This window comes from Micromonospora sp. C81, assembly GCF_018070425.1.
GTDB lineage: Bacteria > Actinomycetota > Actinomycetes > Mycobacteriales > Micromonosporaceae > Micromonospora > Micromonospora zamorensis.
Map to the genome: position 1 here is coordinate 205,589 of NZ_JAGPXS010000001.1, position 14,026 is coordinate 219,614.

Genomic DNA, 14,026 nt, shown 5'->3' on the forward strand with positions numbered 1-14,026 from the left:
GTCTCGGCGGGACCGGGCCGGCCACGGCCCTGGGTGCTACCCGGGCCGACCCGGTCACGGAGGACCGGGCCAGCGCGGGCGCCCCGGTCAGGGGTAGGTGGTCAGGTACACCTGCTGGTTGGCCGCGTTCGCGGTGCCACCGGCGTTGTTGATCACCCGGTTGATGGTGCCGACACCACCGAGCGAGACGGTGACCATGTTGGTGAAGCGCACGTTCGGGTTGTTGGGCACCTCGAAGGCCCTCTCCTCCACGACGGCGGGGTTCACGTTGAAGTAGCTGTAGCTGCCCAGCCCCCACGCCTGGTGGCTCGTCACCGAATCGGCGACCTTGTACGCGGCGTAGCCCCGGGTCGACCCGTTCATCCAGGCCGCCTGGTTGGGCGGGTCGTACGGCAGCTCGTTCTGGTAGAAGTACGTCCGGCCGCCGTTGCCGTTCCAGATGGTCTGGTACTTCTGGTAGTGCTCGACGAAGAGGCCGTACATGGTGACGTTGTCGCCGTTGACCGTGAGCCCGGTGTCGGCGGTGTTCAGCGTCCACCCGGTGGGTACGCCGCTGGCCGCGTGGTCGGCCCGCCACAGCCACATGTGGTCACCGATCACGTTGTCGCTGTTGACGGTCAACGTGTTGGTGGCCTTGCCGACGTGTGGGCCGCCGATGCGGAAGAACACGTCGTGCAGCGAGGTCGGGTTGCTGGCGTGGCTCGCGGACGAGCCGGACGGCCCGACCTCCATCAGCACCGGCGAGTTCGTCGTGCCGGCCTCGAACATCAGGCCGGCCACCTTGACGCCGTCCACATCGGCCACCCGCATCCCCACGCTGCCGTTGTCGGCCTGGATGGTGGCCAGACCGAGGCCGAGGACGACAGTGTCGGCGCGGTTGACCTGGATCGGTTCGGTGACGTGGTGCACGCCCGGGGTGAAGAGCAGGTGCCGGCCCTGGGCGAGGGCCGCGTTGATGGTGCCCGCGCTGGTGCCCGGCTGGACGACGTAGAACTGCGACAGCGAGATGGACGAGCCGGCCGGGGTCTTGTTGTACCAGCTGGTGCCGGTCGAGTTGGTGCGCAGCGCCGGCACGAAGACCCGGTACTCACCGGTGCCGTCGACGTAGAGGAACGGCTTCTCCCGCACCTGCGGGGTCTGGCCGATGACGGTGTGCGACGGGTTGGGGAAGCTCGGCGCGGGAGCGCCGTTGACGCCCTGGAAGACCATGTTCCACACCGAGCCGGTCCAGCCGTTGCCGAACTCGCTGTTGCGCGAGTACCACTGCTGCTGCGAGCCGGAGACGACCAGGCCGTCGACACGGGTGTCGGCCATCAGGCCGCCGCTGGACCAGCCGTCTCCGCCGTTCCAGAGCTGGATCTGGTTCTGCGCGCCGCGCAGGTGCATCCGTCGGTACGGCGCCGCCTGGGACACCGCCCAGCGCTCCACGGTCTGCCCGGCGGGCAGGGTGACCGACAGGTTCTCGGCGGCCCGCCAGAAGTTCTGCGTGGCGTTGCCGCCGAACCAGAACGCCTCGGTGCGGACGTGACCGTTGAGGTTGACGTCGTCCGGGCTCAGGCCGAGGCCGGCGACCTGGGTGAAGAAGCCGAGGTTGACGTCGGCGGTGTAGGTGCCGGGCTTGAACAGCACCGCGTAGCGCTGCGGGCCGAACTGGTTGGTCTCCTGCTGGGTGAAGAGGGTGTTCAGTCGACTCTGGATGGTCGACGTCGGGGTGCTCGGGTCGAAGACGAACGTGTTCGGCCCGAGGTTCGGGTTGCGCGGGTCGGTCGTGTCGACCGGTGGCTCGCCGGTCCCGCCGCCGGTGGTGTTCACCGCCAGCTCCCACAGCGAGTAGCCGTACGCGGAGCCTCGGGCGGTGCCGTACATCCGCAGGTACCGGCCGCTGCCGCTGACGGTCAGCGACTGCGTGCCGCCGGTGCCCGTGGTGGTCGAGTAGATGGTGGTCCAGGTGGCACCGTCGGCCGAGGTCTGGAGCTGGAACGCCCGGGCGTACGCGGCCTCCCAGGTGAGCACCACCCGGCAGATCGTGCGGGTGCTGCCCAGGTCGACGCGCAGCCACTGCGGGTCACTGGCGGCGCTGGCCCACCGGGTGCCGGTGTTGCCGTCGACCGCAGCGGATGCCGCGAGGCCGGCGTCCTGGGTGGACGAGGCGGTCGCCGGGCTGCCCTGCGCGACGTTGGTGCTGCCGCAGGTGGGCGTGCTGCCGCCGGTCTCGCCGTAGACCTGGAACTCCCAGAGCGAGTAGCCGTAGCCGGTGCCCCGGGCGGTGCCGTTCATCCGCACGTAGCGGCCGGCGCCGGTGACGGTGAGGTTCTGGGTGCCGCCCGTGCCGGCGGTGGTCGAGTAGATCGTTGTCCAGGTGGCGCCGTCGTCGGAGGTCTGGAGCTGGAAGGCGCGTCCGTAGGCGCCCTCCCAGAGCAGGTTCACCTGGCTGATGGTTGCCCGGGCGCCCAGGTCGACCTGGAGCCACTGCGGGTCGCTGAACGCGCTGGCCCAGCGGGTGCCGGTGTTGCCGTCGACCGCGGCGGAGGCCGGGGTGCCGGCGTTCTCGGTGGACGACGCGGTGGCGGGACGGCCCTGGGAGAGCAGGGTGGGTGCGGCCTGCGCGGGTGTGGTGGCACCGGCCGGGGTGAGCGCCGCGACCAGGGCCACGGTGAGCCCGACGATCAGGTGCCGGACGGCCCGTCGGGGACGCGGGCGTGCGGATATTGCACGAGATGTCATGACATCGCCTGTCGATAGGGGGTTACGGATGCCGGACGGGTGGGATCGGGTTGGGCCCCGTGGCGCCGTGGGTGGTGCCAGCGATGGGCGGCGCCGCGGACCGGAGAGCGCTCTCGAGTGAGTGTTGCGGCGAGATTGCGACGGCGTCAAGACATCGATCTATAACACCGTTATTTATCCCGAGCTTCGGGTTTTGTGTAATTTGCCGTCGCCGGCGCCGTCGTTCCGCCTCAGCGGCGGATGCCACCCTCGGTGAGGAAGCGGGCGATCGGCAGGGTGGCGGCGCCCAGCGCCACGGCGTCCACGCCGAGCCGGCACAACTCGATCGACGCCTGCTCGTACGGCTGGCGCAGCGCCTGCCGGCCGGCGGCCTCCCGGACGGCCGACAGCAGGTCGCCCAGCGCCATCGCAGCCCATCCGCCGAGCACCACCCGCTCCGGGTTGAACAGGTTGATCAGGTTGGCCACCCCGGCACCGAGGTAGCCGGCGGTGTCGTCCAGCACCCGCCGGGCGGTGGCCGAGGTCTCGGCGGCGGCGACCAGCGCGGCGATCTGGGACTCCTCGTCCTCGCCGGGCACCGGTCGACCCCGGCGCGCCTCCCGGTAGCGGTCGATGATCGCCTCGGCGCCCACGTACGCCTCCAGGCAGCCGCGCGCGCCGCACCGGCAGGCCCTGCCGCCGTACACGAGGGTGGTGTGCCCCCACTCCCCCGCGCTGCTGGACGCACCCCGGTAGGTGGCGCCGTTGGTCACCACCGACGCGCCGACCCCGGAGCCGACAAGCGCGAAGACGGCGTGCCGGGCGCCCCGGCCGGCGCCGAACCACATCTCGGCCTGGCCGAGGGTCTTGGCGCCGTTGTCGATGTGCAGCGGCAGATTGGTGCCGGCGCCGATCAGACGCTCCAGCGGCACCCGGTCCCAGCCGAGGGCCTGGGCGTGCACGACCGCCTCGGCGCCCTGCTCGACCACGCCCGAGACGCCGATGCCGACGCCGAGCACGTCGCCGGGGGCCACCTGCGCCTGGGCGGTCACCGCGTCGATGCCGGCCACCACGCGCCCGGCCACCAGGTCCGGCTCGGTCCGGGCCGGGTCGAGCGGGTACTCGATGCTGGCCAGCAGGGTCATCGCGAAGTCAAACAGCTCCACCCGGACCCGGGTCTCGCCGACGTCCACGCCGACCACGAAGGCGAACCGGGGTGCGATCCGCAGCAGCATGCTGGGCCGACCGCCGTCGGACTCGGCGGCGCCGGCCTCGGCGACCAGCCCCTCGTCGATCATGTCGGCCACCACGTTGCTGACCGCCGGCTGACTCAGGCCCGTGCTGCGCACCAGGTCCTGCCGGGTGAGAGGGCCGTCGAGGAAGAGCTTGGTCAGCAGGGCAGACCGGTTGCGCAGCCGCACACTGCGGTTGGTGGCACGCGCCAGCTCCACTCGTCACCTCGTTTCCTGTCGGCCGTTCGAGGCGACTGTAACCGCCTCGTGCTTGACGACCCACCGGCCAGCAACTTTAATGACGACATAATTTAAGCCGTGATGTAACTCCCGGGAAGCGCCGACGGACCCCGACGGCGCACCCCCGAACCCTGTCCGCAGCCGACCGCCCGTCGTCCCGACCCCTATCGGCGACGGAGGTCGGCGGACCCCCACCACGCACCGGAAGGGCTGACCCGTGTCGAGACGACACCTCGGGATATTCACCGCCGCCGTACTGGCCGCCGCCTCGCTGACCGCCTGCGGTGGCTCCGGCGACGACTCCGCCGCATCACCCAAGACCCTCACCTACTGGGCCAGCAACCAGGGCGCCAGCCTGGAGGCCGACAAGACGATCCTCCAGCCCGAGCTGGACAAGTTCGAGAAGCAGACCGGGATCAAGGTCACCGTCGAGGTGGTCCCGTGGTCGGACCTGCTCAACCGCCTGCTCGCGGCCGCCGCCTCCGGCAAGGGCCCGGACGTGGTCAACATCGGCAACACCTGGTCGGCCTCGTTGCAGGCCACCGGCGCGTTGGTCGAGTTCGACGACGCCGCCCTGCAGGCCGTCGGCGGCAAGGACCGGATCGTGCCGGCCGCGCTCGCCGCCGCGGGCGCCCCCGGCAAGCCGCCGGCCGCCGTGCCGCTCTACAGCATGGCGTACAGCCTGTACTACAACAAGAAGTCGTTCGCCGACGCCGGCATCACCGCACCGCCGACCACCTGGGAGCAGCTCGCCGAGTACGGCAAGAAGCTGAGCACCGGCGGCAAGTGGGGCCTGGCGATCGAGGGCGCCAACCCGTCGGAGAACGCCCACCACGCGTTCACCTTCAGCCAGCAGTACGGCGGTGAGTGGTTCGACTCGGCCGGCAAGCCGACCTTCGACACCCCGCAGAACGTCTCGGCGATCAAGCGCTACATCGACTTCATGGCCGCCGACAAGATCACCAACCCGAGCAACGCCGAGTACGCGCAGAACCAGTCGGTCTCCGACTTCGCCAACGGCAAGGCCGCCATGCTGCTGTGGCAGTCCGCCGGCTCGAACCTGAAGACGCAGAACATGCCGGCCGACGCGTACGGAGTGGCCCCGGTGCCGTTCCTGGCCAGCCCGCCGCCCGGCGGCAAGAAGGTCAACAGCATGGTCGCCGGGATCAACATGGCGGTCTTCAAGCACACCAAGAACAAGGACGGCGCGCTGAGCTTCGTCAAGTTCATGACCAGCGACGAGGAGCAGACCCTCCTCAACAAGACGTACGGCTCGCTGCCGGCGGTGAAGACCGCGGGCTCCGACCCGGCGTTCAGCGCCACGGAGCAGAAGACCATCCAGGAGACCCTGGTCACCACCGCGGCCCCGCTCCCGCAGGTGCCCGAGGAGAGCACCTTCGAGACCCTGGTCGGCACCGCGATGAAGGAGCTGTTCGCGGACGCGGCCAGCGGCAAGCCGGTCACCGAGGCGTCGGTGAAGGCGAAGCTGACCGACGCGCAGCAGAAGATGCGCTGACCCAGGCGTCACCGGTGGCCGTGGTCGGGCGCTGAGCCCGGCCACGGCCACCGCCTCCGAGAGGACCCCGATGGCAACCAGCACCACCGCGCCGGACGCCGACCGGCGCGAACCCCGGGCCGGGTCACCGGCCCGGAGGCCGGCCCGCCGGCCCCGCCGCTCACTCCTGCCGTACCTGCTGCTCGCACCGGCCATCGTGCTGGAACTCGCCATCCACGTCATCCCGATGGTGGTCGGCGTCTGGATGAGCATGCTGGAGCTGACCCAGTTCCACATTCGCGACTGGTCCACCGCACCCTTCATCGGGTTCGAGAACTACCGGGCGACGCTCGACCTGAACAGCGCCGCCGGCAAGGAACTGCTGCACTCGTTCTGGGTCACCCTGGCCTACAGCGTGCTCTCGGTCGGGTTCGCCTGGCTGCTCGGCATCTCGGCGGCCGTCGTGCTGCAACGGCCCTTCCGGGGGCGGGCGATCCTACGTGCGCTGTTCCTCACCCCGTACGCCCTGCCGGTCTACGCCGCGGTGATCACCTGGAGCTTCCTGCTGCAGCGCGACACCGGCCTGGTCAACCACGTCCTCGTCGACCAGCTCGGGCTGCTGGGCGAGCGGCCGTTCTGGTTGATCGGCGACAACAGCTTCTGGTCGCTGCTGGTGGTGTCGGTGTGGCGCAACTGGCCGTTCGCGTTCCTCTGCCTGATGGCGGGTCTGCAGAACGTGCCGGGCGAGATGTACGAGGCAGCCGCCATCGACGGCGCCGGGTTCTGGCGCCGGCTGCGCTCGGTCACCCTGCCGATGCTGCGGCCGGTGAACCTCGTGCTGCTGCTGGTGCTGTTCCTGTGGACGTTCAACGACTTCAACACCCCGTTCGTGCTCTTCGGCGGCTCCGCGCCGGAGCAGGCCGACCTCATCTCCATCCACATCTACCGCAGCTCCTTCAAGACCTGGGACTTCGGCTCCGGCTCGGCGATGTCCGTGGCGCTGCTGCTGTTCCTGCTGGTCGTCTCGGCCGTGTACCTGCTGATCACCAACCGTCGGAGGGACGACCATGCGTGAGACCGCCGGTGAGCGCTGGGGCCGGCGCATCGTGCTGACCCTGCTCACCCTCTTCGTCGTCATCCCGCTCTACGTGATGGTCACCTCCGCGGCGAAACCGTTGCAGGACGTGCAGAACGGCTTCACCTGGTGGCCCAGCCGACCGACGCTGCAACCGTTCGTGGACATGTGGAGCACCGTCCCGCTGGCCCGTTACCTGGTGAACAGCCTGGTGGTGTCGACCATCGCGGCGGTCTGCTCGGTGGTGGTGGCCATCTTCGCCGCGTTCGCGGTGAGCCGGTACCGGTTCCGCGGCCGGGGAGTCTTCTCGGTGACGGTGCTGTCCACCCAGATGTTCCCCGGCATCCTGTTCCTGCTGCCGCTGTTCCTCATCTACGTCAACCTGGGCAACGCGACCGGCATCGAGCTGTACGCCAGCCGTACCGGCCTGGTGATCACGTACCTGACCTTCTCGTTGCCGTTCTCAATCTGGATGCTGGTCGGCTACTTCGACTCGATTCCTCGCGGGCTGGACGAGGCGGCGCAGGTCGACGGCGCCGGTCCGCTGCGCACCCTGTTCCAGGTGATCCTGCCGGCCGCAGTGCCCGGCGTCGTCGCGGTCACCGTGTACGCGTTCATGACCGCCTGGGGTGAGGTGCTCTTCGCGTCGGTGATGACCGACGAGGGCAGCCGCACCCTGGCCGTCGGCCTCCAGGGCTACTCCACCCAGTTCAACGTCTACTGGAACCAGATCATGGCCGCCTCGCTGGTGGTCAGCATCCCGGTCGTCGTCGGCTTCCTGGCCCTTCAGCGCTACTTCGTCGCCGGCCTCACCGCCGGCGCGGTCAAGTGAGTCATCCAAACCCAGAGGAGATCCGTCCCGTGCCCGACCTGTCCAAGCTGCCACCCGACTTCCTCTGGGGCGTCGCCACGGCGGCGTACCAGATCGAGGGGGCCGTCGACGTCGACGGCCGGGCACCGTCCATCTGGGACACCTTCTCGGCGACCCCCGGCAACGTCGACAACGGCGACACCGGCGCGGTGGCCTGCGACCACTACCACCGGTGGCCCGAGGACTTCGCGTTGCTGCGCCGGCTCGGCGTGGACGCGTACCGTTTCTCGGTGGCCTGGCCCCGGGTGATGCCCGACGGTGTCGGGCGGGTCAACCCCGCCGGGCTGGACTTCTACGACCGGCTCGTCGACACGCTGCTCGCCGACGGGATCCGGCCGTTCGTCACCCTCTATCACTGGGATCTGCCGCAGGCGTTGCAGGACCGGGGCGGTTGGCCGGAGCGGTCCACAGCCGAGGCGTTCGCCGACTACGCGGCGGTGGTGGCCGCCCGCCTCGGTGACCGGGTCAGTGACTGGAACACGGTCAACGAGCCGCTCTGCGTGTGCTGGATCGGGCACCTGGAGGGGCGGATGGCCCCCGGCGAGCGGGACCTCACCCGCGCGGTGCACGCCTCGCACCACGTGCTGCTCGGGCACGGGCTGGCCACCCAGGCGATCCGCGCCAACGCCGCACGGCCGGCCTCGGTGGGCCTGGTGCTCAACCTCAGCCCGATCGAGGCGGCCACCGACCGGCCCGAGGACGTCGCGGCCGCCCGCCGGGCGGACGGGCACGTCAACCGGTGGTGGCTGGACCCGATCCACGGGCGGGGCTACCCCGCCGACATGATCGCCACCTACGGCGTCGAGCCACCGGTACGCGGCGACGACCTCGCGGTGATCGCCACGCCCACCGACTTCCTCGGGGTGAACTACTACTTCCGTCAACTGGTGGTCGACGACCCGACCGGCGCGGCACCGTACGCCCGGCAGGTGCCGGTGCCCGGCTCGGTGGAGACCGCGATGGGCTGGGAGATGTACCCGGCGGGGCTGGAGCGGCTGCTGGTCGACGTGCACGAGGAGTACCGGCCCGGTCGGATCATCGTCACCGAGAGCGGTTCGGCCTGGCCGGACGAGGTCACCGCGGACGGCAGGGTGGAGGACAAGGAGCGCACCGACCACCTGGAGCAGCACTTGGCGGCGTGCGCGTCGGCGGTGGCCCGGGGTGTGCCGCTGGACGGCTACTTCGTCTGGTCGCTGTTGGACAACTTCGAGTGGGCGTACGGCTATGACAAGCGCTTCGGGTTGGTGCACGTCGACTACCCGACCCAGACCCGGACGGTGAAGGCGAGCGGCCTGCGTTACGCCGAGCTGATCCGCGCGCACCAGCGTCTCGCCCGCACGACCGGGACGGCCGCACCGGTGGCCTGATCGGGGGCGGTGCGGTCGGCCGCCCGGGGTAACCCGGGCGGCCGTTCCCGTTCTAATCGGACGAAACCGCCACCTGCCGCCACGCCCGGTGGCTAGCCTGCGGCAATGTCCGCAGCACCCGACGAGGTCGAGCAGCCCGACGCCGGAGCGCGAGTGTCCGGCATCGACCGGATGACGGCGTTCAGCGACGGCGTCTTCGCCATCGTCATCACCCTGCTGGTCATCGAGTTGCGGGTGCCGGAATACCACGAGGGCGAGCTGCTGACCGGCCTGCTCGGCGAGGGTGCCTCCTACCTGGCCTTCGTGGTGTCCTTCGTCTACATCGGGGTGCTCTGGCTCAACCACCACGCGCTGCTGCGGCTGATCCGCGGCACCACGCTCACGCTGAGCTGGATCAACCTCGGCGTGCTCTTCGGCGCGGTGATCATTCCGTTCCCCACCGCGGTGCTGGCGTCGGCGTTCACCCACGGCGACACCGACGACCAACGCGCGGCCGTCGCCCTGTACGCGCTGTCCGCCGCGCTGATGTCGGCCCCCTGGCTGGTGTTCTTCGGCTACCTGCACCGGCACCCGGCGCTGCTGAGGCGTGGGGTCAGTCCCGAGTACGCGCGCACGCAGCGGCTGCGACCGGTCACCGGCCTGGTGCTCTACGGGCTCAGCGGTCTGCTCGGCTGGTTCGTCAACCCGCTGCTGGGCCTGATCGGCGTCATCGTCATGATCACCTATCACGCGGTGACCAGCGAGGGGTTGCCCCGCTGGCTCACCCGTCGGTGAGGGCGCGCAGCCGCAGCAGGTCGGCCGGGGTGTCCACGTCGAGCGGTGCGCCGACGTCGTCGCAGGGCACCTCGACCACCAGGTCCGGCCGGTCGCGCAGCAGGTCGCGGGCACCCCGGTCGCCGACGGCGTACCGGTCCAGCAGCGGCCAGGTCTCCCGAGTCAGGAGCACCGGGTGCCCCGGCCGACCGGCGTAGGTGGCGACCGCGACGAGCGCACCGGCGGCGTACGCGGTCCGCACCCGGCGGACCGCGACCGGGCTGAGCAGCGGCTGGTCGACGAGGACCACGACCGCGGCCGGTACGTCGGCCGGCAGGGAGGCCAGGCCCCGGCGCAGTGAGGATCCCAGCCCTTCGGGCCAGCCGTCGTGTCGGACCCGCACCGCGCCGGGCAGATCGGGCACGTCGTCGGCGCCGGCGCCGAGCACAACGTGCACGGGTGTGCAACCGCCGTCGCGGAGCAGCGTGAACCCGCGCCGCACCAGCGGCACCCCGTCCAGCTCGACCAGCGCCTTCGGACGGCCGTACCGCCGCCCCGCGCCGGCGGCCAGCAGCAGCCCTGCGGTCACCGGCATCACCCCCGTACGAACGGCTTTGCGTTATTCGCCCTCAGATGTACCGACAAAGCTAGTCTGGGCCGGTGCAGGGCGGACCCGAGAACGCGACGACGACCGACGAGCGGCACTCGTCCCGGGTGACGTTCGAGGTCAACGGCTCGTCCCGCGAGGCGACGCTGGACAATCGCACCACGCTGCTGGACGCGCTGCGCGAGCACCTCGACCTGACCGGGGCCAAGAAGGGCTGCGACCACGGCCAGTGCGGCTCCTGCACGGTGCTGCTCGACGGTCGCCGGGTGAAGAGCTGTCTGGTCTTCGCGGTCACACTGGACGGCCGTTCGGTGGTCAGCGTCGAAGGGCTGGCCGGGCCCGACGAGCTGTCCCCGTTGCAGGCCGCGTTCATCGCCCACGACGCGTTCCAGTGCGGCTACTGCACACCCGGGCAGCTCTGCTCCGCCCGCGGCATGCTCGACGAGGTCGCCCGAGGCTGGCCCAGCGCCGTCACCGACGACCTGAGCGCACCAGCCGAGCTGACCGACGCGGAGATCCGGGAACGGATGGCCGGCAACCTGTGCCGGTGTGCCGCGTACCCGCACATCGTCGCGGCCGTGCGCGAGACGGCGGCGTCCTCGTGAGGGCGTTCCGCTACCACCGGCCCGCCGACGTGGCGGAGGCGGTCGCCGTGCTGGCGGCCGAGCCGCAGGCCGCGTACCTGGGCGGCGGCACGAACCTGGTGGACCTGATGAAACTCGGGGTGCAACGCCCCGACGTGCTGGTCGACGTGACCCGGCTCCCGCTGGACACCGTCGAGGAGTTGCCCGACGGCGGGCTGCGGATCGGCGCGACCGTCCGCAACAGCGACCTCGCGGCCCACCCGGTGGTCCGCCGGAACTACCCGGTGCTGGCCCGCGCCCTGCTCGCCGCCGCCTCCGGACAGCTGCGCAACATGGCCACCACCGGCGGCAACCTGTTGCAGCGCACCCGCTGCGTCTACTTCCAGGACACCGGCAAGGCGTGCAACAAGCGTGAACCGGGCAGCGGTTGCGCCGCCCTGCACGGTCAGAACCGCGACCTGGCGGTGCTGGACTGGTCCGAGCAGTGCGTGGCCACCCACCCGTCCGACCTGGCCGTGGCGCTGGCCGCACTCGACACGGTGGTCGAGGTGCACGAGGCCGACGGGCCGCGCGACGTCCCGCTCACCGCCCTGTACCGCTCCCCCGGCACCCACCCGGAACGGGAGACCACCCTGGCCCGGGGCACGCTGATCACCGCCGTCCGGTTGCCACCGCTGCCGGCCGCGCGCCGCTCGACGTACCTCAAGGTGCGCGACCGGGCATCGTTCGCCTTCGCCGCCGGCTCGGTGGCCGCGGTTCTGGACCTCGACGGCGACGTGGTCCGCGACGTCCGGCTGGCGTACGGGGCGGTGGCGCACCGACCGTGGCGGGCGTATCGGGCCGAGGAGGAGCTGCGGGGCCGACCGTTCAGCCCCGAGCTGGCCGCCCGGGCCGCCGACGCGGAGCTGGCCGAGGCCCGCCCGTTGCGGCACAACGGTTTCAAGGTGCCGCTGACCCGGGCCATCACGGTGCGGGCGCTCAGCGAGCTGGCGTCGTCGTGAGCACCGACGCGGTCGGCCACGCGTACCCCCGGTTGGAGGGCCGCGAGAAGGTCACCGGCACGGCCCGCTACGCCGTGGAGTACCCGGTGGACGGGATCACCTACGGCTGGGCGGTGCCGTCGGCGGTGGTACGGGGCCGGATCACCCGGGTCGACACGTCGGAGGCGCTCGCGTCCCCGGGCGTGCTGGCCGTCCTGCACCACGGCAACGCGCCCCGCCTCGCGGCCGGCCCCGAGCCGGAGCTGTGGCTGTTGCAGGATCCGGCGGTGCACTACCGGGGGCAGTTCGTCGCCGTGGTGGTGGCCACCAGCCTGGAGGCGGCCCGCGAGGGCGCCCGGCTGGTCCGGATCGACTACGACGCCGCCCCGCACAGCACGGTGCTCACCGACGACCACCCCGGCCTGTACCAGCCGGACCACGTCAACCCCAGCTATCCGACGGACACCGCCGAGGGTGACTTCGACGCCGGGTACGCGGCAGCCCCGGTGCGGGTGGACGCCACGTACCGCACCCCGGCGTACCACAACAACCCGATGGAGCCGCACGCCACGACGGCGCAGTGGCGCGACGGACGGCTGCTGGTGCACGACTCCAACCAGGGCGCGTCGTCGGTGCGGGGCACCCTCGCCGAGCTGTTCGAGGTGTCCCCGGAGTCGGTGCGGGTCGTCACCGAACACGTCGGTGGCGGTTTCGGCAGCAAGGGGTACGCCAAGGCCGCTGTGGTGCTGACCGCCCTCGCGGCCCGGCACGTGGACCGACCGGTCAAACTGGCGCTGACCCGCCAACAGCTCTTCGGGCCGGTCGGCTACCGCACCCCCACCATCCAGCGGGTCCGCCTCGCCGCCGACGCCGACGGGCGACTCACCGCCATCTGCCACGACGCGATCAGCCAGACGTCGACCATCCGCGAGTTCGCCGAGCAGACGGCCGTCTACACCCGCAGCATGTACGCCGCACCCCACCGCCGCACGACCCACCGGCTGGTCCGCCTCGACGTGCCCACGCCGTTCTGGATGCGCGCCCCCGGCGAGTGCCCCGGCGCGTACGCCCTGGAGTCGGCGATGGACGAGCTGGCCATCGCCGTCGGCATCGACCCGGTGGAGCTGCGCATCCGCAACGACACGGAGGTCGACCCCGACCAGGGGCGGCCGTTCACCAGCCGCAACCTGGTGGCCTGCCTGCGCGAGGGTGCGCAGCGGTTCGGCTGGACGGACCGGGACCCGACGCCCCGCGCCCGGCGCGACGGGCGCTGGCTGATCGGCACTGGGGTGGCCGGGTCGAGCTACCCGGCCCGGGCCAGGCCGTCGTCGGCCAGGGCCACCGCCCGCCCCGACGGGAGCTTCCTGGTCCAGATCAACGCCACCGACATCGGCACCGGCGCCCGGACGGCGATCTGGCAGGTGGCCGCCGACGCGCTCGGGGTGCCACCGGAACGGGTGGAGATCCAGATCGGCGACACCGCTCTGCCGGCCGCGCCGGTGGCCGGGGGCTCGATGGGCACCGCCAGTTGGAGCTGGGCGGTGATCCGGGCCGGTCAGGCGCTGCGCGACAAGCTGCGGGACACCCCGGGCGGCGTACCGACGGACGAGGTGTCCGCCGATGCCGACACCACCGACGAGGTGGGCGGGCAGCCGGCGCTCCCCCGGTACGCGTACGGGGCGCAGTTCGCCGAGGTGAGGGTGGACGCGGACACCGGCGAGGTACGGCTGAACCGGATGCTCGGCGTGTTCGCGGCCGGCCGGGTGGTGAACCCGACGACGGCACGCAGCCAACTCATCGGCGGCATGACGATGGGGCTGTCGATGGCCCTGCACGAGGAGGGACTGCTCGACGAGCGGTACGGCGACTGGGTCAACCACGACCTGGCCACCTATCACATCACCGGCTGCGCGGACGTGGAGTCCATCGAGGCGTACTGGCTCGACGAGCACGACGACGAGCTGAACCCGGCCGGCGTGAAGGGCATCGGTGAGATCGGCATCGTCGGGGCGGCGGCGGCGATCGCCAACGCGGTGCACCACGCCACCGGCGTGCGGGTCAGGGACCTGCCGATCCGGTTGGACAAACTCGTAGGCGCATCAGCCTAGGCTTAAATAAG

General features: G+C 71.3%; 11 protein-coding genes. 8 read left to right on the forward strand and 3 right to left on the reverse strand.

All coding sequences use genetic code 11. From position 1 onward, the window contains the following. Positions 1-87: 87 nt before the first annotated feature. Positions 88-2,724, reverse strand: a complete 2,637-nt coding sequence (locus tag KBX46_RS00980) for a discoidin domain-containing protein (protein WP_210789775.1) — start codon at positions 2,722-2,724, stop codon at positions 88-90. 230 nt (positions 2,725-2,954) lie between these two features. After that, on the reverse strand, positions 2,955-4,154 hold the full coding sequence (locus KBX46_RS00985; protein WP_210789778.1) for an ROK family transcriptional regulator: 1,200 nt from the start codon (positions 4,152-4,154) through the stop codon (positions 2,955-2,957). 238 nt (positions 4,155-4,392) lie between these two features. Here KBX46_RS00985 and KBX46_RS00990 point away from each other — a divergent pair, with 238 nt between their 5' ends. From KBX46_RS00990 to KBX46_RS01010, 5 genes are all read left to right on the forward strand, one after another. Next, entirely contained in the window at positions 4,393-5,691 is a 1,299-nt protein-coding gene (locus KBX46_RS00990) for an ABC transporter substrate-binding protein (RefSeq protein WP_088948467.1), read from the forward strand. Positions 5,692-5,761: 70 nt separating this feature from the next. Further along, a complete protein-coding gene (locus KBX46_RS00995; protein WP_210789783.1) occupies positions 5,762-6,745 on the forward strand; it encodes a carbohydrate ABC transporter permease in 984 nt (327 codons plus the stop codon). Further along, positions 6,738-7,577: a carbohydrate ABC transporter permease gene (locus tag KBX46_RS01000; protein ID WP_088948469.1), complete on the forward strand. Its 840-nt coding sequence runs from the start codon at positions 6,738-6,740 to the stop codon at positions 7,575-7,577. The genes KBX46_RS00995 and KBX46_RS01000 overlap by 8 nt, the downstream gene beginning before the upstream one ends. Before the next feature lie 29 nt (positions 7,578-7,606). After that, the gene (locus tag KBX46_RS01005; protein WP_210789785.1) at positions 7,607-8,983 is read left to right on the forward strand and encodes a GH1 family beta-glucosidase; all 1,377 of its coding nucleotides are present in this window, start codon (positions 7,607-7,609) and stop codon (positions 8,981-8,983) included. Positions 8,984-9,088: 105 nt separating this feature from the next. Then, positions 9,089-9,757, forward strand: coding sequence for a TMEM175 family protein (locus KBX46_RS01010; protein WP_210789788.1), 669 nt, complete (start codon positions 9,089-9,091; stop codon positions 9,755-9,757). Here KBX46_RS01010 and KBX46_RS01015 read toward each other — a convergent pair. Continuing rightward, positions 9,744-10,331 (reverse strand): NTP transferase domain-containing protein, encoded by a 588-nt coding sequence (locus KBX46_RS01015; protein WP_210789791.1) that lies wholly within the window; start codon positions 10,329-10,331, stop codon positions 9,744-9,746. The genes KBX46_RS01010 and KBX46_RS01015 overlap by 14 nt on opposite strands. 65 nt (positions 10,332-10,396) lie before the next feature. Here KBX46_RS01015 and KBX46_RS01020 point away from each other — a divergent pair, with 65 nt between their 5' ends. The 3 genes from KBX46_RS01020 to KBX46_RS01030 are packed head-to-tail and all read left to right on the forward strand — an operon-like array spanning position 10,397 to position 14,015. Then, positions 10,397-10,948 (forward strand): 2Fe-2S iron-sulfur cluster-binding protein, encoded by a 552-nt coding sequence (locus KBX46_RS01020; RefSeq protein WP_374224925.1) that lies wholly within the window; start codon positions 10,397-10,399, stop codon positions 10,946-10,948. Then, complete coding sequence (locus tag KBX46_RS32980; protein ID WP_210789794.1) at positions 10,945-11,928, forward strand: xanthine dehydrogenase family protein subunit M; 984 nt, start codon at positions 10,945-10,947, stop codon at positions 11,926-11,928. Before KBX46_RS01020 ends, KBX46_RS32980 begins: the two co-directional genes overlap by 4 nt. Beyond that, on the forward strand, positions 11,925-14,015 hold the full coding sequence (locus KBX46_RS01030) for a xanthine dehydrogenase family protein molybdopterin-binding subunit (protein ID WP_210789797.1): 2,091 nt from the start codon (positions 11,925-11,927) through the stop codon (positions 14,013-14,015). The genes KBX46_RS32980 and KBX46_RS01030 overlap by 4 nt, the downstream gene beginning before the upstream one ends. The last annotated feature ends 11 nt before the right edge of the window (positions 14,016-14,026 follow it).